This is a genomic window from Caulobacter vibrioides OR37, from assembly GCF_000372645.1.
GTDB lineage: Bacteria > Pseudomonadota > Alphaproteobacteria > Caulobacterales > Caulobacteraceae > Caulobacter > Caulobacter vibrioides_E.
This window is the reverse complement of record NZ_APMP01000022.1, coordinates 57,342-75,802: the sequence shown is the minus strand read 5'-3', so window position 1 is coordinate 75,802 and position 18,461 is coordinate 57,342. Positions and strand designations below refer to the sequence as shown.

The 18,461-nt window shown below is 68.5% G+C and carries 13 protein-coding genes and 1 tRNA gene; 12 read left to right on the top strand and 2 right to left on the bottom strand.

What is annotated here, in order from left to right; genetic code table 11:
* Nucleotides 1–175: 175 nt before the first annotated feature.
* A complete protein-coding gene (locus OR37_RS15245; RefSeq protein ID WP_004621732.1) occupies nucleotides 176–403 on the top strand; it encodes a hypothetical protein in 228 nt (75 codons plus the stop codon).
* Nucleotides 404–514: 111 nt separating this feature from the next.
* Here the strand turns inward: OR37_RS15245 and OR37_RS15240 are convergent, their stop codons facing one another.
* Nucleotides 515–1,873, bottom strand: coding sequence for an MFS transporter (locus OR37_RS15240; RefSeq protein WP_004621729.1), 1,359 nt, complete (start codon nucleotides 1,871–1,873; stop codon nucleotides 515–517).
* A gap of 84 nt (nucleotides 1,874–1,957) precedes the next feature.
* Between OR37_RS15240 and OR37_RS15235 the strand changes: the two genes are divergently transcribed.
* Both OR37_RS15235 and OR37_RS15230 read left to right on the top strand, forming a co-directional pair.
* The gene (locus OR37_RS15235; protein WP_004621728.1) at nucleotides 1,958–2,662 is read left to right on the top strand and encodes an ArsR/SmtB family transcription factor; all 705 of its coding nucleotides are present in this window, start codon (nucleotides 1,958–1,960) and stop codon (nucleotides 2,660–2,662) included.
* A gap of 109 nt (nucleotides 2,663–2,771) precedes the next feature.
* Nucleotides 2,772–4,916, top strand: coding sequence for a catalase (locus OR37_RS15230; protein ID WP_004621725.1), 2,145 nt, complete (start codon nucleotides 2,772–2,774; stop codon nucleotides 4,914–4,916).
* A 271-nt stretch (nucleotides 4,917–5,187) separates the two neighbouring features.
* On the opposite strand, the gene OR37_RS15225 is transcribed toward OR37_RS15230, so the two are convergent.
* The gene (locus OR37_RS15225) at nucleotides 5,188–5,649 is read right to left on the bottom strand and encodes a MarR family winged helix-turn-helix transcriptional regulator (protein ID WP_004621724.1); all 462 of its coding nucleotides are present in this window, start codon (nucleotides 5,647–5,649) and stop codon (nucleotides 5,188–5,190) included.
* 450 nt (nucleotides 5,650–6,099) lie between these two features.
* On the opposite strand from OR37_RS15225, the gene OR37_RS15220 reads away from it, so the two are divergent.
* From OR37_RS15220 to OR37_RS15180, 9 genes are all read left to right on the top strand, one after another.
* On the top strand, nucleotides 6,100–7,773 hold the full coding sequence (locus tag OR37_RS15220) for a methyl-accepting chemotaxis protein (protein WP_004621722.1): 1,674 nt from the start codon (nucleotides 6,100–6,102) through the stop codon (nucleotides 7,771–7,773).
* A complete protein-coding gene (locus OR37_RS15215) occupies nucleotides 7,773–8,258 on the top strand; it encodes a chemotaxis protein CheW (protein ID WP_004621719.1) in 486 nt (161 codons plus the stop codon). Before OR37_RS15220 ends, OR37_RS15215 begins: the two co-directional genes overlap by 1 nt.
* A 149-nt stretch (nucleotides 8,259–8,407) precedes the next feature.
* Nucleotides 8,408–9,262 carry a CheR family methyltransferase gene (locus tag OR37_RS15210; RefSeq protein WP_004621717.1) on the top strand — a complete coding sequence of 285 codons (855 nt, stop codon included), beginning with the start codon at nucleotides 8,408–8,410 and terminating at the stop codon, nucleotides 9,260–9,262.
* 97 nt (nucleotides 9,263–9,359) lie between these two features.
* Nucleotides 9,360–12,197, top strand: a complete 2,838-nt coding sequence (locus OR37_RS15205; protein ID WP_004621715.1) for a TonB-dependent receptor — start codon at nucleotides 9,360–9,362, stop codon at nucleotides 12,195–12,197.
* Nucleotides 12,185–12,778: an RNA polymerase sigma factor gene (locus OR37_RS15200; protein WP_004621713.1), complete on the top strand. Its 594-nt coding sequence runs from the start codon at nucleotides 12,185–12,187 to the stop codon at nucleotides 12,776–12,778. Before OR37_RS15205 ends, OR37_RS15200 begins: the two co-directional genes overlap by 13 nt.
* Complete coding sequence (locus tag OR37_RS15195; RefSeq protein WP_004621711.1) at nucleotides 12,768–13,748, top strand: FecR family protein; 981 nt, start codon at nucleotides 12,768–12,770, stop codon at nucleotides 13,746–13,748. The genes OR37_RS15200 and OR37_RS15195 overlap by 11 nt, the downstream gene beginning before the upstream one ends.
* Nucleotides 13,749–13,876: 128 nt before the next feature.
* Nucleotides 13,877–16,540 (top strand): TonB-dependent receptor, encoded by a 2,664-nt coding sequence (locus OR37_RS15190; protein ID WP_004621709.1) that lies wholly within the window; start codon nucleotides 13,877–13,879, stop codon nucleotides 16,538–16,540.
* A 96-nt stretch (nucleotides 16,541–16,636) separates the two neighbouring features.
* Complete coding sequence (locus OR37_RS15185) at nucleotides 16,637–17,671, top strand: phosphatidylinositol-specific phospholipase C domain-containing protein (protein WP_004621707.1); 1,035 nt, start codon at nucleotides 16,637–16,639, stop codon at nucleotides 17,669–17,671.
* Nucleotides 17,672–18,001: 330 nt separating this feature from the next.
* Nucleotides 18,002–18,075, top strand: a tRNA-Cys gene (locus OR37_RS15180).
* Nucleotides 18,076–18,461 lie beyond the last annotated feature (386 nt).

The following is an 18,461-nucleotide window of genomic DNA, read 5'->3' as shown; positions in this document are numbered from 1 at the left end:
GTGCTCGACAAGGGCGCCTATCAGGTCGGGGTCGGCGCCGCCGCCGACAACTTGGCCCTGAAGGGCTCGGCCGCAATGCGCGCGCGCACCCTGAAGCCGTAAGTCAGTCCTCCGTCGACGCGCCGCGCTCGCCGACGGTTCGAGGGACCAACGCGTCGTTCGAAGGAGATCAAAGATGAACATGGTGCTTGTCGACCAAGAGCAGGTTCTCGTCATCCGCAAGGCGCTTCCGGCGGTGACCAAGGTTTGGCTTCAAGAGGTGCTGGGAGTCAGCGAGACCACGTGGCGCTCGCTACGCGACGGTCGGCCCATACGCCAATCGACCTACAACAGGCTGCTGGCGAGGCTTGAGACGACGCGCGCCGGACCCTCGCCGCGCCGCTCCTCGCATAGCCCGCTCTGATCCCGTTGACTGGGAAACGAACCCTCCGAAGGTCTCAAAAGAGTCAGGATTTCCAGTTTAGGCGCGCAACGAATAGCGCGTGCTCCGCCCCCTCCCGCGCGGCGTCCTTGCTCAGCCCGCTGTAGTCGGTCGGAAAAAGCGCGGCGCGCCAGCCGAAATGAAGGCCGCGCCGACCAGCAGCGCCGCCGCGCTCAGGGCCGAGGCGTGGAGGCCGGAGACCACATCCCGCCCCGCCAGCGCGCCGAAGATGGCCACCCCCGCGGCCCCGCCCACCTGGCGGCAGGCGTTAAGGGCGCCCGAGGCGGCGCCGGCGTCGTGCTTGTCGACGCTGGCCAGGAGGCCGCTGGTCAGGGCCGGGATGGCCAGGCCCATGCCGCCGGGGATCAAGGCGAAGCCGGGCAGCATCTCGGCCAGGCCGCTCCCCGCGCCCAGCCGCGCCGTCAGGACGTAGCCGCAGGCCGCGATCAACACACCCGCCGTCGTCACCGCCCGCGCGCCGAAGCGGGCCACCAGCCCGCCACTGGCCAGGTTCGAGACGATGAAGGTCGCGGTCAGCGGCAGGAAGGCCAAGCCCGCCCGCGAGGGGCTCCAGCGCAGGGCGCGCAGCATGAAGAGCCCCAGCACGAAGATCAGGCCGTAATAGGTGAAGTTCAGCGCCGAGCCGACCACGACGGCCGTCCAGGCCGGGCGCTCGCGGAAGGCGCCGAGCGGCATGGCCGGATGCTCCGCGCGCCGCTCGAAGAGCCCGAAGGCGCCAGTCAGGACCACGCCCGCGATCAGGGCCATCAGCGGCGCGCCGGCCCAGCCTCGATGTCCGCCTTCGATCAGTCCGCCGACCAGCAGCGAGACGGCGGCCACCGCCATCGCCTGGCCCGGAATGTCGAACGGGACCTTCGGCTTGGCCGGCGTCGGCGGCGCGACCAGCAGAGTCAGGACCGCGCCGATCAAGCAGACCGGCAGGTTGACGAAGAACACCCAGCGCCAGCCCAGGGTCTCGACCAGCAGCCCGCCCAGCACCGGGCCGGCGGCGATCGACACGCCGCCAGCGGCGGTCCACCAGCCCACGGCCGAGGCGCGCTTGCGGTCGTCTCCATGAGCGGCGTGGGCGATCAGGGCCAGCGACGGCGGGATCAGCAGCGCCCCCGCCGCGCCCTGGGCCACGCGGGACAGGATGAGCATCAGCGGGCTCGCGGCAAGACCGCAAGCCGCCGAGGCCACGCCGAACAGCAGCAGGCCGGCCACAAACGCCCGGCGGGGCCCCGCCCGGTCAGCGACCGCGCCGGCCGACAGCAGCATAGCCGCCAAGGCGAGGATGTAGGCGTCAACGACCCACTGCAGCTGCGCCGTCGGGGCGTCGAACGCCTTGCCGATGGCGTCCAGCGCGACATTGACGATGGTCACGTCCAGCTGGGTAACGAAGAAGCCGAAGCTGGCGGCGGCGGCGATCCAGGGCAGGCGGGTCTTGCTCATGGCCCTTCTCTTGCTCCGAACCGCCGCCGCGATGCTACACGCGCCGATGAACCATTCGCCCGGCGATGGGCCTATGATGCCGATATGGACGCCAACATCGCCTCGCCAGCCGCCCTGATCGGCGACCCGACCCGCGCCGCCATGCTGCAGGCTTTGCAGGATGGTCGCGCCCAGCCCGCCAGCGCCCTCGCCTGGGCCGCCGGCGTCACGGCCCAGGCGGCCAGCAATCACCTGGCCAAGCTGGTCGACGGCGGCCTGCTGAAGGTCGAGCGCGAGGGCCGCCATCGTTACTACCGCCTCGCTAGCGCCGAGGTCGCCCACGCCATCGAGGCTCTGTCGGTGCTGGCGGCGCCTGTGCGCTCGCTGGAGATCCCCCGGTCGCCCAAGGCCCGCGCCCTGCGCGACGCCCGCTGCTGTTATGGCCACCTGGCCGGCCGCCTGGGCGTGAAGGTCTGCGAGGCGCTGGTCGGCAAGGACCTGATCCGCCCGGCGGCCGAAAAGCTCTACGACGTCACGCCCGAGGGGCGCCGCTGGTTCGAGGATCTGGGCGTCGAGGTCGACGCTCTGCGGTCCCCGCGCGGCGTGGCGCGGCAGTGCCTAGACTGGACGGAGCGTCGCCATCACCTGGCCGGACCGCTGGGCGTGAAACTGCTGGAGGCCATGACCGCGCGCGGCTGGCTGGCGTTGGAGACAAAGGGCCGCGCGGTGCGGCTGACCGCCGAGGGGGCGGCGGCGCTGCGGGAGCGGCTCGGCCTAAGTCCAGGCGAAGAAGGCGAGATCGCCGCCTGACCTGCGCGCTCCCGACCAACCTTTGATGCTTACCGAAACGCACCGCGCGTCCCGGGATTGAGACTTAGGCCCCCCTCGGGGGCAAACCCTCGCAATCCACGGAGTCAGCATGCCCAAGGCGATCGGCAAGGACACAGGCGCGCCCTCGAACGCGGCCGAATTTCCGACGGAAATCGGCCAGGCCGGGGAACTGCATCAAACGCCCCCGGACGGCGGCCAGGTCTTGACCACCCAACAAGGCGTTCCCGTCGCCGACGACCAGAACACCCTGCGCGTGGGTCCGCGCGGCCCAGCGCTGCTGGAGGATTTCCATTTCCGCGAGAAGATCTTTCATTTCGATCACGAGCGCATCCCCGAGCGCGTGGTGCATGCGCGCGGCTATGGCGCGCATGGCGTCTTCACGTTGAAGGAGTCGCTGGCCGACGTGACGACCGCCAGGGTTCTGACGGAGGTTGGCGAGGAAACGCCGATGTTCGTGCGCTTCTCGACGGTGGCCGGCAACAAGGGCTCTTTCGACCTGGCCCGCGACGTGCGCGGCTTCGCGGCGAAGTTCTACACCAAGGAAGGCAACTGGGACCTCGTCGGGAACAACATCCCGGTCTTCTTCATCCAGGACGCGATCAAGTTTCCCGACCTGGTCCACGCCGCCAAACCGGCCCCCGATCGTGAGTTCCCGCAGGCCCAGACCGCCCATGACAACTTTTGGGACTTCATCTCGCTGACCCCGGAGTCGATGCACATGATCATGTGGGTCATGTCCGATCGCGCCCTTCCGCGGGGCTTCCGGTTCATGGAAGGCTTTGGGGTCCATACATTCCGGCTGATCAACGCCGAGGGCCGGAGCACCTTCGTCAAGTTCCACTTCAAGCCGCGCCTGGGTTTGCAGTCGGTGATGTGGAACGAGGCGATGAAGATCAACGGCGCCGACCCCGACTACCACCGACGCGACCTGTGGGACGCCATCGATCTGGGCAATCCGCCCGAGTGGGATCTGGGCGTGCAGCTGTTCGACGACGCGTTCGCCGAACAGTTCGAATTCGACGTGCTGGATCCGACCAAGATCATCCCCGAGGAACAGATCCCAGTCCGCGTCATCGGCAGCTTCGTGCTGAACGGTCGGGTCGACAATTTCTTCGCCGAGACCGAACAGGTGGCCTTCTGCACCCAGAACGTCGTGCCGGGTATCGGCTTCTCGAACGACCCGCTGCTGCAGGGCCGCAACTTCTCCTATCTGGACACCCAGCTAAAGCGCCTAGGCGGGCCCAACTTCACCCACATTCCGATCAATGCGCCGCGTTGTCCCGTGCATAACTTCCAGCAGGACGGGCACATGGCGATGCGCAATCCCAGCGGACGGGCGAACTATGAGCCCAACACCTGGGGCGGTCCCCGCGAGAGCCCCACGGCGGGCTACAAGCCCTTCGCCGAGCAGGTCGCGGGCGACAAGACCCAGCGGCGCCCGGAGTCGTTCGGCGACCATTACAGCCAGGCCCGGCAGTTCTTCATCAGTCAGGCGCCGATCGAGCAGAAGCATATCGGCGACGCCCTGGTGTTCGAGCTTTCCAAATGCGAGCGGGCCGACATTCGCCAGCGCATGGTCGCCCACCTCCTGAACATCGACGAGGCCTTGGCCAAGGCGGTGGCCAGCGGCCTGGGCCTGAAGGCCCTGCCCCAGCCGGCGCCGGCCGGGCGACCGACGCGCCTGGACCTGCCGCCGTCCGACGCCCTCAGCATCGTCAAGCGCATTACCGGCTCGTTCGAGGGCCGTAAGCTGGGCATTCTGGTGACCGACGGCGCGCCGGCCGCGCTGGTCGCCGCCCTGACCGACCAGGTCAAGGCCATGAAGGCCGTTTACGAGATCGTCGCGCCGCGCATCGCCGGAGCCGAACTCGACGACGGCACGATGGTCGAGGCCAAGCAGAAGATCGATGGCGGTCCGTCGGTGCTGTACGACGCCGTCGCCCTGGTGGTCTCCGAGATGGGGGCCAAGACGCTGGCCAAGGACAAGACCGCCCTGGACTTCGTCAACGACGCCTTCGCGCACGGCAAGTTCATCGGCCACACCGCCGCGGCCACGCCGCTCTTCAAGAAGGTGGGCATCGAGCAGGGCGACGAGGCGGTCATCCTGCTGGACGACGCCGAGGACGTCGCGGAATTCCTCGAAGCCTGCGGCCAGCTGCGGCGGTGGGACCGAGAGATCAAGAACGACCTCGACGCCAAGAGCTTCCTCGAAGCGCAGGACGTCACCGCCTGAAAGCGCGGCGCCGTCTTCCGGGGCGGCGCCGGACACCGCCGGCGAAACCGATCTCCACGGGACCTATGATTGCCGGAACGGCTGGTTAAGGCGCGACCGTCGCGGGTTTTTACGCAACCTCGATCATTCGCCGAGCGGGCCTTCCAACACAGCGAACCGCCGGCGACGGAATTGGCGGCGCCTCTGGTCCGATGGAGACGGCTTTGCAGGCGTTTAGCCGCCTCCCGTAAAGCGATATGGGAAATCGGCGTCCGCTTTTCCGCGCGAGGCTCTACCCGCCGATCCGGGCCAGGAGGGCTTTCAGGGTCTCGACCTCTTCGGGGGAGAGGTTGCGAGACAGCGATCGCTCGTGCGCCTCGACGCGCGCCACCAGGTCGGGCAGCGCTTCTCGGCCGTGCGGCGACAGGGCCAGCGCGAACGCGCGGGCGTCGGCGGAGGGCGCGCGCTCGACGAGGTCTCGTTCCTCCAGGGCGACGACGATCGCCGCGGCGCCCGAACGCGCGATGCCCATGACCTTGGCGATGTCCGCCTGGGTCAGGCCGGGATTCTCGGCGATCAGCATCAGGGCGGTGAACCTCTGGGTGGTCAGGCCAAAGGGGCTCATCGCTTCGTCGAACGCGTCGCGAACGCGATATTTGGCCTGACGGACCGCATGACCGAGCAATCGGTCGAGGACACCGTATTTCAAGGGCCGACTCAGCGGATCGGCGAAGCGCCCCGCGCGCGCGCTCATGATCTGTCACCCATCTGGACGGGGCCGATCGCCCCCGTTTCGCCAGAGCCTGCCCGCGTCAAATGGCGTCATTTGAAGCGGACAGGCTTTAGATTCAAACGTTTAGAGCGCGGTCGAGCGGTTCAACCGCTCGCACTTAAACCTGCCGCGCCCAGCCTTTCCCACCACCTCAACCCCGAGTCGCCGTTCCGGCGAATACCCGCATCCACTCGCGCAATGCGACATTCTGCTGCACCCAGACTTAACCCCTAATTCACGAGATGGGCGCGAACTGGGCGAGATGTAATGGATCGTAGCAATCTTGTTACCCACCATAACAAAAAAAGCGTCCGCCGCGAGCCAGCGTCGCGAAGGACTCCAGGGACAGGCCCCAGCTACGGACCATCGGCGGGTTAGGCCGTTTCCGACGAAACGGGCGTGTAAGACGACTAGGACCAGAGGACCAATTTCATGCGCTTCACGATCAAGCTGAAACTCGGCCTGGCCTTTGGCCTGACCCTTGCCATCCTCATCGGCGTGGGCGCCATGGGCGCCGTGCAGATGAACAATCTGAACAACGCGATCAACGCCGCGATCGCCGGTCCGGCCCAATTGCTGGACATCGCCCACCGGGCGCAGACCGCCATGTTGGAGACCGTTCGCCAGGAGGCCAACACGATCTTTGAAAAGGATCCGGCCAAGGCGCTGAAATATGACGCCAAGGCGGGCGACGCCATCAAGGCGTTCGACGCCGCCCTGGCCGAGGCCGAACCGCTGATCACGTCGGAAGAGCGTCCGAAGTGGGACGAGCTGCGCCGCCGCTTCGACGAGTTCAAGGTCGTCGACGCCCAGATCCGCACCCTGGGCGTGCAGGACAAGGTGGCCGAGGCCACGGCGCTGTCGTTCGGCGAAGGCGCCAAGGCGGTGACGGCCGTCTCGACCGCCGCCGACAGCTTGGTCAAGGCCCAGCGCGCCGAACTGCAGAAGGCCTCGAAGGACACCGACGACCTTTACGCTTCGGCGCGCAACAGCCTGATCGTTATGATCATCGTCGGCCTGCTCGCCGCGACCGCCTTCGCGGCGTGGATCATGGTCGGCATCAGCAAGGGCCTGGCTCGCGCGACCTCGGCGGTCGGCCTCGTGGCCGACGGCGACCTGACCCAGACCATCGCCATCACCACCAAGGACGAAATCGCCGACCTGCTGGGCCACGTGAACGTCATGATCGACCGCCTGCGCGGCGTGGTCGGCGACGCGATCTCGGCGTCGGAAAACGTCTCGGCCGGCAGCCAGGAGCTATCCTCGGCCTCGGAGCAGGTCAGCCAGGGCGCCACCGAACAAGCCTCGGCCGCCGAGGAGGCCTCGGCCTCGATGGAAGAGATGGCCGCCAACATCAAGCAAAACGCCGACAACGCCGCTCAGACCGAGAAGATCGCCCGCCAGTCGGCCCAGGAAGCCGACGTGTCCGGCCAAGCCGTGGCCCAGGCCGTCGACGCGATGCGGACCATCGCCGAGAAGATCACCATCGTTCAGGAGATCGCGCGTCAGACCGACCTGCTGGCCCTGAACGCGGCCGTCGAGGCCGCCCGCGCCGGCGAGCACGGTCGCGGCTTCGCGGTCGTCGCCTCCGAGGTGCGCAAGCTGGCCGAACGCAGCCAGACCGCCGCCGCCGAGATCAGCTCGGTCTCGTCCGACACGGTCAAGGCCGCCCAGTCGGCCGGCGACATGCTGTCGAACCTCGTGCCCAACATCCGCAAGACCGCCGAACTGGTCGCCGAGATCAGCGCCGCCTGCCGCGAGCAGGACATCGGGGCCAGCCAGATCAACGAAGCCATCCAGCAGCTGGATCAAGTGACCCAGCAGAACGCCGCCGCTTCGGAAAAGATGTCGGCGACCTCGGAAGAACTGGCCGCCCAGGCCGAGGAGCTGCAGGCCTCGATCGCCTTCTTCCGCACGGGCGCCGCGCCCTCGGCCCGCCGCCCGGCCCAGCCCCGCCCGGCGCCGGTCAGCAAGCCGACCGCCCGCAAGCCGGCGGCCAAGCGCCAGACGGTCGCCGCGCAGCAGGCCCGCGCCACCGGCTTCGCCCTGGATCTCAGCCAGGGCGGCGCCGACGCCGACGACGCCAATTTCCGCGAGTACGCCTGATGGCCGCCGCCGATCTGCAATTCGTCACGCTGGGCCTCGGCTCGGAGGTGTTCGCCGTTCCCGTCGCCTATGTGCGCGAGATCCTCGACTACCAGCCTCCGTTCGCCATTCCCGAGGGCCCCAGCTACCTCAAGGGCCTGACGGATGTCCGGGGACGGGGCACGCCGACCATCGACCTGCGGCTGAAGCTCGGCCTGCCGCCGCAGGCGGCTTCGACGGCGACCCGCATCCTGGTGATGGACGTGCCGCTGGAGGACCGGGTGCTGGCCCTGGGTCTGATCGCCGACCGGGTCATCGAGGTCGTCTCCTTCTCGGAAGACCAGATCGAGGCCGCGCCGGACATCGGCGTGCCCTGGCGCTCGGACTATATCCGCGGCGTGGTCCGACGCGAGGGCGCCAGCGGAAACAGCGGCTTTGTCGTGATCTTCGATCTGGCCCGGCTGCTGACCAGCCAGGACGCGGCGCTCCTTTCGCAAGCGGCCTGAAGGGCGGCTCCGGAGCGTTCCCGGCGAAAGCCGCGTGAACACGACGTCTAGACGCCCGCGCGAGCCAAGCGCGCGGGTTTTGCTCTCGCGCGCCCAGAACGGGCCGCTCAAGAACCGACGGCGCCGGACGCCGCGCCAGGGAGAACCCGTTGTCGAACACCGCCGCCGCGTCGCTGTACGAGCCCGAACCGCTCACCGCCGCGAACTTCCAGCGCCTGGCGACCTTCATCCACGGCTATGCCGGCATCAAGATGCCGGCCAGCAAGCGCACCATGCTGGAGGGGCGTCTGCGCCGCCGACTGCGAGCCCTCGGCATGGCCGACGTCAATGACTACTGCCGGTTCCTGTTCGAGGAGGACGGACTGGCCGACGAGACGATCGACCTGATCGACGCGGTCACGACCAACAAGACCGAGTTCTTCCGCGAACCGGCGCATTTCGACTTCCTGCTCGAGCAAGGCCTCCCGGCCCTCGCCGACAGGGGCAGGCGCCAGATCAAGATCTGGAGCGCGGCCTGCTCGACCGGCGCCGAGCCCTACACGATCGCCATGATCATGGAGGAGTTCCGCCAGGCGCGACGCGACACGGACTATTCCATCCTCTGCACCGACATCTGCACGGAGGTGCTGGCCGAGGCCCTCGCCGGACGCTTTTCGGTGGAGATGATCGAGCCGGTGTCGGCCGCGCGACGGCAGCGCTACCTGATGCGGGCCCGCGACCCGGCCCGCGCCGAGGTTCGGATCAAGCCGCACCTTCGCGCCAAGCTGTCGTTCGCGCGCCTGAACCTAATGGACGAGACCTATCCGGTCGATGCGGACATGGACATCATCTTCTGCCGCAACATGTTGATCTACTTGGATAAGCCGACCCAGGCCAAGGTTCTCGAACGCCTGTGCGGTCGCCTGTCGCCGGGCGGATATCTGCTGCTGGGACACTCCGAATCCATCGTCGGCCTGGATCTGCCGGTCGTCCAGGTCGCCAATACCGTGTTCCAGAAGCGGTAAAGGACCTCGGCGCCACCGCCGCGATCGGTGTCGCCCAAGTGTCATGCTCGGCCATTAAGGAGCCGTGGGCCTTAAGCCGCGAGCCGCCCTGCCAGGCATGTCCTCCCGTCTGATCATTCCCGCGCTCGGGATCGCGCTCCTGGCGACGCCGGTCGACGCGCGGGCCGGACAGCCGGGTCTGGGCGAGAGTCTCAACCGGCTCGCGGCCGAACGCGACGTGGTGATCCTGTTTCCTCCGGACCTCGTGGCCAATCGACCGGGACGGACGGCGCCCAGATTCGTCTCGACGCGACGCGCCCTCGAACTGCTGCTGGCGGGCGCCTCGGTCCAGGTCCGGGAACCGAGGCGCGGCGTCTTCGTCCTCGAGCGCGCGACGCCCGACCCCGCGCCTCGCGCCGTCGCCGAGCCCGCGGCCCCGACCCCGACCGAGGTCGAACCGGTCACCGTGACCGCGATCTACGCCGCGAGCCTGGACAGGTCTCTGGACCTCAAGCGATCGGCGGACCACGGTCTCGACGCGATCAGCGCCGAAGACATCGCCCGCCTGCCGGCCGGCAACGCCGCCGAGGCGCTGCAACTCGTCCCCGGCGTCAGCCTGGAGCGCCATCGGGGGATCGGCCTTTATGTCAGCGTCCGGGGGCTGGGCCCGCAATTCCAGAACGTCCTGCTGAACGGCCGGCCGATCGCGATGAACGACCTGGTCGAGAATGGCGGCTTCCGGGGCCGCCAGTTCCGCTTCGAGGTGCTGCCGGCCGACGTCATCGACCAGATCGAGGTCGCCAAGACCACGACCGCCGACATGGATGAAGGCGCGCTGGGCGGCAATATCGACGTCCGCACCTTCAAGCCGCTCGACCGAGGACCGCGGTCCATCCTTTCGATCCGGACCTCGGAAGGCCAGGTCGGACGCCAGGATCCGTCCGTGTCCGGCGTCTGGAGCTGGGTCGACCCTAGCGATCGCTTCGGCGTGCTGGCCGGCGGGGTGATCGAGCGCCGTCGGATCCGCAACGACCGGCTCTACCAGACGGGCTGGAACCTGGACCGGTTCGCCACGACCCTGGGCCCGGGCCTCTACACGCCGACCCGCACCCGACCGACGATCGAGCTGGAGGACCGTCGGATGGCGTCCGGCGATTTCGCGCTGCAATGGCGCCCCACGCCCGACTGGCGACTGGATGTCGACCTGCTGGCCACCCGCCTGGACGCCCACTACGACGAGTTCGGGCTAGACATCTATCCGGACGACGCCTCGGTCTCCACGCCCAGCTTCGCGCCGGGCAGCCAGTCGATCAAGGGCGACACGGTCCAGGCGGGCCTGATCAACGGGACGCGCTGGATGGCCTCTCGCGAGACCAGCCTCAATCGTCACGACCTGGTCGCGCTGGGCGTCCACCAGCAGTGGCGGCTCGGCGCCTGGACCTTCGACGCCGACTACGCCAATTCGCGCGCCCGCAGCTATCACCCTAAGGGCGAGGGCACGGTCCGGGCGCGGTTCGCCTTCTTCGGACCGCTGCGATACGACTTCGGCCATGGCCTAGGCGGCGGCCCGACCTTGCGCACCACCGTCGACTACGCCGATCCCGCCAACTATGTCGGACAGGGGTTCGACTACACCTGGAAGGACTCGCGCGATCGCGACGCCCTGCTGCGGCTCGATCTCAAGCGCCCGATCGGCGACGGCGTCCTCTCCTTCGGCGGGGAGCGGCACGCGCGCACCCGCGACTATCGGCGACGCGACTGGACGCTCAACACGCTGCTGGGAACGCCGCTGACCAGCCTGGGCCAGGCCTATTATGGCCAGACGCCGTTCTCGGATTTTCTCGCCGGAACCCGCGGCGACCTGCCCCGACGCTGGGTGTCTCTGGACGCCCGCGCCTTCTACGCCCTGCTCTACACGCCCGCGATCGCCGCCCAGCCGCCGTCGCTGGCCGACCTGCGCAACTCGTTCGTGGTTCGGGAGGCGATCACCTCGGCCTATGTCCGCTACGACTACCGCGGCCGGGTGCTGGGGCGGGCGATCAGCGGCGACGTCGGTCTTCGCTACGCCGCGACCCGGCAGACCTCGCTGGGCGTGCTGGCGAACGGCGACGACCCCGTGCCGACCCGCTGGCTCAAGCGCTACGACAACTGGCTGCCGAGCGCCAATCTGCGCGTCGACCTGACCGACCAATGGGTCGTGCGCCTGGCGGCCTCGCGGGTGGTCAACAGGCCCAATGTCCTGGACACGGCGCCTCGCATGACCCTGGCGCGCGATACGCCGACCGCCAACGGCGGCAACCCCGAGCTGTCGCCGTTCATGGCCACCCAGCTGGACGTCTCGCTGGAATGGTATTTCCCGGCTGGCGGCGCGGCGACCGTGGCGGTCTTCGACCGGCGCCTGGACAACTACATCACCGCCCAGAACATCTTCATCGACGTGCCGGGGCGCGGGCGCATTCTGCTGTCGACCAATGTCAATGGCGGCGACGCGCGGATCCAGGGCGTCGAGGCCACATTCAGCCGCGTGTTTCGCGAGCTTCCCGCGCCGTTCGACGGACTGGGCGTGCAGGGCTCGGCGACCCTGGTGCGCAGCCAGGCGACCTACCTCGCCGGCGACCGGGTGATCCACGACATGCTCCTGGGCCTGTCGCGCGCCAGCTACAGCGCGGTCGCGTTCTATGAGAAGGGACGCGGCTCGGCGCGCCTGGCCTACAACTGGCGCGGGCCCTACCTGACGACCATCGGCAGCTCGATCACCGCCCCGTCGACGACGGCGGCGTTCGGCTCGCTGGACGGCTCGGCCTCCTGGCGCCTTGATCACGGCGTCACGCTCTCCTTGGAGGGAGTCAATCTGGCGGACGCGCGACGGTTCGTTTATGGCGAGAGCCGCGACCAGCCGATGGAGATTCATCACTGGGGCCGCTATCTGTCCGCGAGGCTGCGATGGGCGTTCTGACCTTCTCCGACAGCGGCCCCGCGACCGGCGGCGCGCCGGAGACCGCGACCGAGACGCCCGCCGCCGACTGGCGCGCGGACGCGCCTCGGTTCGACGCCCTGGTGTCACGCTATCGTCGCCCGCTGCTGCGCTTCTTCCGCCGCCGGTCCGTCGGCGTCGAGGACGCCGAGGACCTGACGCAGGAGGTCTTCATGCGCCTGTCGCGACGCTTCTCGAACCTGCACTGGAGCAACCCCGACGGCCTGGTGTTCACCGTCGCGTCCAACGCGCTGGTCGATCACGAGCGCCAGCGCCGGGTCCGCCAGCACGAGCGGCATGTCGAGGTCGATCCGGCCTTGCCGGCCGACGAACCGTCGGCCGAAACCGCCTTGGCGGGACGCCAGCGGCTCCAGCGGCTGGTCGCGGCGCTCGAGGACCTTCACCCCAACACCCGCTCGGTCTTCGTGCTCTGCCGGTTCGAGAACCTGACCCAGGCCCAGGCCGCCAAACGTCTCGGCCTGTCCCAGAGCGCGGTCGAGAAGCACATGATGAACGCCCTGGCGCGGCTGCGCCAGGTGATCGAGGCCCCGAATGACGCATAGTCCCGAGCAGGGCCTTCCCGATCCCAGCCAGCTTCTGGCCGCCAGCCTGACTCGCGCCCTCACGCCCGCCGAACAGGCCCGTCTCGACGCCTGGGCGACCAGCTCGGCCGCCGCGCGCGACGAGGTCGCCGCCACGCGCGAGGCCTGGATGGCGCTCGGCCTGGCGGCGGAGGATCCGGCGATCCAGCGGATGCGGAGCGCCGCGCGTCGCCAGAGCGGCCTCGGCCGAGCCCTTCCGCGCGCCCTTGGCCGGCCGCTGAGCGCCGGCCTCGGCCTGGCGATCGCCGCGACGCTGGTGGCGGGACTGGCGCTGTGGATGCGTCCGGTCGAGCGCGTCTACACCGCCCCCGCGCACGACGCCGCGCGCCTGACCCTGGCGGACGGCAGCGCCGTCACCCTGAGCCCGGGCGGGCGGCTGGAAACCCGCTTCACCCCCGGTCATCGCGCGGTCGCGCTCATCCGGGGAGACGCGTTCTTCGCCGTTCAGCACGACAAGGCCCGTCCGTTCACCGTCGCTGTCCGCGACCGGACGCTGACCGTGCTGGGCACGCGCTTCAATGTCTCCGACGGCGAAAGCCTGCGGGTGTCGCTGGTCGAGGGCTCGCTCCGGGTCAGCCAGCCGGGCGCGGCCAGCGTCGTGCTCCGTCCGGGCGAGCGCTATCTGGAAATCGGTTCGGCCAGCGCGGTCCAGGCCGGAAACGTCGCCGACGACGCAGCCTGGACCGGGGGTCGCCTGGTGCTGAACGGCGCGACCCTGGGCGAAGCGGCCCAGCGCCTGTCCCGCGCGTCCGGCCGCAGGGTCGCGCTGTCGGACCCGGCCCTGGCGACGCTGCGCCTGTCCGGCTCGCTCCGCATCACCCCCATGGAAGATGTCGGCGCCGCGCTTGAAGGTCTGCTGCCGGTCCAGACGCGGCTCACGCCGGCCGGCGACCTGATCATCTCGCCCAGAAATTCCTCCGCTCACGGATGATTTTCCTAAGCCTTTGAATGAGCGTCATAAATAATTCACCGACGCCGGACTGAGGAAGGCGATCGACCGCCCCGTTCTTCTCCTCCGACCCGCGCTCCCCGCGGGCCAGATCAGAGAACGGGGGATACATGTTCCGCTCCATCACAACCGCTCGCTGCGCGGGCGCCGTCGCCGTCCTGGCCTTCGCCTCGCTGGCGGCTGGCCAGGCCCTGGCCGCCGACAACACCGCCGCCGCCGCCGCCGCCGCGCCCGCCAGCGCCGAAACCGACTCGGCCAACGCCGTCGACGCGATCGTCGTGACCTCCTACGGCAAGAGCCTGCAGGCCGCCGCCGCGCTGAAGCGCTCGGCCGCCTATGGCCTGGACGCCGTCAACGCCGAGGACATCGGCAAGTTTCCGACCCGCAACGCCGCCGAGGCCCTGCAGCTGGTCACCGGCGTGACCATCGATCGCCAGCGCGGCGCGGGCCTCTATGTCAGCGTTCGCGGCCTGGGTCCGCAGTTCCAATATACCGAGCTGAACGGCCGCTCGATCGCCGTCAACGACCTGATCGAGAACGGCGGCGCCAAGGGCCGTCAGTTCCGTTTCGAGGTGCTGCCCGCCGAAATGATCTCGCAGATCGAGGTCGTGAAGACCCCGACCGCCGACATGGACGAGGGCGCCCTGGGCGGCAACATCAACATCAAGACCTTCAAGCCCTTCGACCTGGGCAACAAGGCCGCCTTCTCGCTGCGCGAGACCTACAACGACGTGCGCGAGAAGGCCGACCCGTCGGGCTCGGGCCTGATCAGCTGGACCAACGCCGACAAGACCCTGGGCCTGCTGGCCTCGGGCCTCTATGACGAGCGTCACACCCGCACCGACCGCCTGTACATGGTGGGCTGGAACCTCGACAGGTTCACCTCGGTGCTGGGCAAGGGCCTGTATACGCCGACCCGCACGCGTCCGACCATCGAGACCGAGCACCGCAAGCTCTATTCGGGCGCCCTGTCGGGTCAATGGAAGCCGCGCGGCGACCTGCAGACCGACGTGGACGTGCTGGTGACGCGCCTCGACGCCGGCTACGACGAGTTCGGCCTCGACATCTATCCGGACGACACGACCTTCGCGACGCCGCAGTTGGTGGCGGGCAGCCAGAAGGTGGTCGGCGACAGCGTCGTCGGCGGCACGATCAACAACGTGCGCTGGATGGCCTCGCGCGAGACCAGCTTGAACCGTCATGACCTTTACGTCCTGGGCCTCAAGCAGACCTGGACCCCCGGCGCCTGGCGTTTCAACGTCGAGTACGGCTATTCGCGCGCCCGCAGCTATCACCCCGCCGGCCAGGCCACGACGCGCGATCGCATGGCCTTCTTCGCGCCGCTGACCTACGACTTCTCGCGCGGCTATACGGCGATCCCGCAGCTGACGACGACGGTCGACTACAGCAACCCCGCCAACTTCGTCGGCCAGGCCTTCGACTACACCTGGAAGGACTCGCGCGACACCGACGAGACCCTGCGCCTGGACGGCGCGCGCGTCTTCTCCGGCTGGTTCACCAAGATCGCGTTCGGCGCCGAACAGCACAACATGAACCGCGCCTATCTGCGCCGGGACTGGACGCTGAACGACATCCTGAATGTTCCGATGACCTCGCTGGGCTCCAGCTTCTACCAGCCCCTGCCCTATTCGGGCTTCCTGTCGCTGCTGTCGGGCAATTCGCCGCGCACGTGGCTGACGCCGACCAGCGACGCCTATTACCAGAAGCTCTACACCGCCGCGGTCGCCGCCCAGCCCTGGTCGCCCGCCGACCTGCGCAACTCGTTCATCGTCGACCAGAAGATCCGCAGCGCCTATCTGCGCGGCGACTTCAAGTTCGACGTCGGCGGCCTGCCGGTCAGCGGCAATCTCGGCGTCCGCTACGCCGACACCAAGCAGCTGGCCTCGGGCACGCTGATCAGCGGCTCGACGCCGGTGCCGGTCAGCTATCCGAAGACGTACAGCAACTGGCTGCCCAGCCTGAACGTCAAGGTCGACCTGCGCGACGACCTGATCGCCCGCTTCGCCGCCTCGCGCGTCGTCAACCGTCCGAACGTCACCGACAGCGCCCCGCGCATCACCGTCTCGCGTGACTCGCCGACGGCCTCGGGCGGCAATCCGGACCTCAACCCGTTCCTGGCCGACCAGTACGACGCCTCGCTGGAATGGTACCCGTCGCCGACCACGGCCCTGACCGGCGCGGTCTTCGTCAAGAAGATGGACAACTACATCACCGCCCAGAACACCACGATCCAGGTGCCCGGTCGCGGCGACGTGCTGCTGTCCTCCAACGTCAATGGCGGCGACGCCGAGGTGCGCGGCGTCGAGGCGGCCTATAACCAGTCGCTGTCGTTCCTGCCGGGCCTGTTCAGCGGCCTCGGCGTGCAGGCCTCGGTCACGCTGGTCGACAGCAAGGCCAACTACTTCGCCGGCAACCGTCAGATCAAGGACGATCTCGTGGGCCTGTCGAAGACCAGCTACAATCTGGTCGGCTACTATGAGAAGGGCCCGATCAGCGCGCGCCTGGGCTGGTTCTGGCGCTCGCGCTATCTGCAATCGATCGGCAGCACCACCACGGCCCAGTCGTACATCGACGCCTACGGGTCGCTGGACGGCTCGCTCTCCTACCAGATCACGCCGCGCTACGCCGTGACCCTGGAAGGCTCGAACCTCTCCGACGAGCTTCGCTACACCTACGGCAAGACCAAGGACCAGCCGATGGAAATCTATCACTGGGGCCGCACCGTCTCGCTGACCCTGCGCGGCAAGTTCTAACCCTTAACCCCCGAACGGCCCGCCTTCTCTGGGCCGTCACCTCAGCGGACCGGTCGCCCGTCGGCCGGTCCGCGCTTTTCCTTCCGGAGGACCGCCATGACCTTCTCCCGTGGGCTTCTCGCGGCCGTCGCGCTCGCCGCCGCCACCGCCGTCCAGGCCGCCGAGCCGGTCCGGATCAACGCCCTCCACTGGCTGGGTTCGCATAACAGCTATCGCCCAGAGCTCGATCCGGCCGCCCTGGCCCACCAGCGCCAGGTGATGGGCGCGCATTCACGCGGCGTCGAGTACGGCCACCCGCCGATCAAGGCTCAACTGGACCTCGGCCTACGGCAGATCGAATTCGACCCCTACGCCGACACCCGGGGCGGCCTCTACGCCGCGCCCTACGCCAACGACCCGGCCAAGTTCGCGATCATGAACACGCCGGGCGCCAAGGTGATGCACGCGCCGGTGATCGACAATCGCACCCACTGCTTGCGCCTCGTCGACTGCTTCGCCGAGGTGGCGTCCTGGTCGACGGCGCATCCTGGCCACGCGCCGATCGTCATCTTCGTCAACACCAAGGAAGAGCCCTTCAACACGCCAGCCATTCCGGATCCGCCGCTCTGGACCGAAGCCGATCTGGCCGGCCTCGACGCCGACGCGTTGAAGACCTTAGGCCGAGACCGCATCATCACGCCCGACGACGTGCGCGGCGCCCGCGCCACCTTGAGCGAGGGCGTGACCTCCGGCGGCTGGCCGACCGCCGAAAGCGCCCGGGGCAAGGTGCTGCTGGTGCTGGACGCCAATCCGCGCATCGAGAACGCCTATCGCGAGGGCCATCCGTCGCTGAGGGGCCGCGTGCTCTTCGGCCTCTATGACGAGCACGCCCCCGAGGCGGCGGTGTTCAACATCCAGGACCCCCGGCCCGAGGAGGCCCGGATCCGGACCCTGGTGTCGCGCGGCTTCCTGGTGCGCACTCGCGCCGACGCCGACACGGCCGAGGCCCGCGCCCATGATCTGTCGCGCCTCGAGATCGCGGAGCGATCCGGCGCTCAGATCATCAGCACCGACTACTATCCCGGAGCCCCCGATCCGCTGGGCCTGCGCTTCGTGGTTCGCCCATCCTGGTTCGCGGGCGCGGCGCGCTGAACCGCCGCGCGCGGGAGGGCAAGGGCGGGCGGCCCCCCCGAAGGCGCCGCCCGAGTTGCTTCACCGGTGGGGTGGTGAAGGGGCGGCGAGCTTGACCATCAAGCCGCCCCAGTTGCAATCCTGAATCCGCGTCTTTTCGCGCTGAATCCCCGCACGGCGGGCGATTTCCCGTCGCTTCGACGCGGTCGACGCGCCCTGGGGACCTAGGCCTCGCCAGCGCTCCGCCAGCCTCGGCGCTTGACCTGGCGAACGTCATTTCGAAGTTGCAGCGCCGCGAACGCTCCTGTATCGAGGCCCTCCCCCGCCGACGTTTCGCGTCGACACCCGGATGGCCCGGTGGCGGAGTGGTGACGCAGCGGACTGCAAATCCGTGCACCCCGGTTCGATTCCGGGCCGGGCCTCCACCGCTCAAAACATGGCGCCGCCATTAGCAGTGCCCACCTCGTCGTTTTCCGCGACGATGGACTTGTGTGGTCATAAAACTACCAGCCCGCCCTCGATAATCACGCCCTTTTGCCCGCGAACGGCGATTATCGCCCGTCGATATCCAGTGACCCAAGCCGCCCGCCATGGCGGCGCGGATGTTCAACGCTGGCGCGGCCACGAAGACTGGATCCTTTTGTGAACACTACCGACGGCGATCTGCCCAATATAGAAGTCGACCAAGGCTGGTTTCGTTCTTTCCCTGAGCATAAAACTCTCCAGGAACACCCCATCCAGCCACGAACAGCCGTATCGCGAGCAATAGGATCGACCATGGACGACATGCCGAACGTTCCACGCATGGCGA

Bases quoted from the DNA above. Each gene is read 5' to 3' on its own strand.
- OR37_RS15245 (WP_004621732.1), top strand. From the start codon at position 176: ATGAACATGGTGCTTGTCGACCAAGAGCAGGTTCTCGTCATCCGCAAG.
- OR37_RS15240 (WP_004621729.1), bottom strand. From the start codon at position 1,873: ATGAGCAAGACCCGCCTGCCCTGGATCGCCGCCGCCGCCAGCTTCGGC.
- OR37_RS15235 (WP_004621728.1), top strand. From the start codon at position 1,958: ATGGACGCCAACATCGCCTCGCCAGCCGCCCTGATCGGCGACCCGACC.
- OR37_RS15230 (WP_004621725.1), top strand. From the start codon at position 2,772: ATGCCCAAGGCGATCGGCAAGGACACAGGCGCGCCCTCGAACGCGGCC.
- OR37_RS15225 (WP_004621724.1), bottom strand. From the start codon at position 5,649: ATGAGCGCGCGCGCGGGGCGCTTCGCCGATCCGCTGAGTCGGCCCTTG.
- OR37_RS15220 (WP_004621722.1), top strand. From the start codon at position 6,100: ATGCGCTTCACGATCAAGCTGAAACTCGGCCTGGCCTTTGGCCTGACC.
- OR37_RS15215 (WP_004621719.1), top strand. From the start codon at position 7,773: ATGGCCGCCGCCGATCTGCAATTCGTCACGCTGGGCCTCGGCTCGGAG.
- OR37_RS15205 (WP_004621715.1), top strand. From the start codon at position 9,360: ATGTCCTCCCGTCTGATCATTCCCGCGCTCGGGATCGCGCTCCTGGCG.
- OR37_RS15200 (WP_004621713.1), top strand. From the start codon at position 12,185: ATGGGCGTTCTGACCTTCTCCGACAGCGGCCCCGCGACCGGCGGCGCG.
- OR37_RS15195 (WP_004621711.1), top strand. From the start codon at position 12,768: ATGACGCATAGTCCCGAGCAGGGCCTTCCCGATCCCAGCCAGCTTCTG.
- OR37_RS15190 (WP_004621709.1), top strand. From the start codon at position 13,877: ATGTTCCGCTCCATCACAACCGCTCGCTGCGCGGGCGCCGTCGCCGTC.
- OR37_RS15185 (WP_004621707.1), top strand. From the start codon at position 16,637: ATGACCTTCTCCCGTGGGCTTCTCGCGGCCGTCGCGCTCGCCGCCGCC.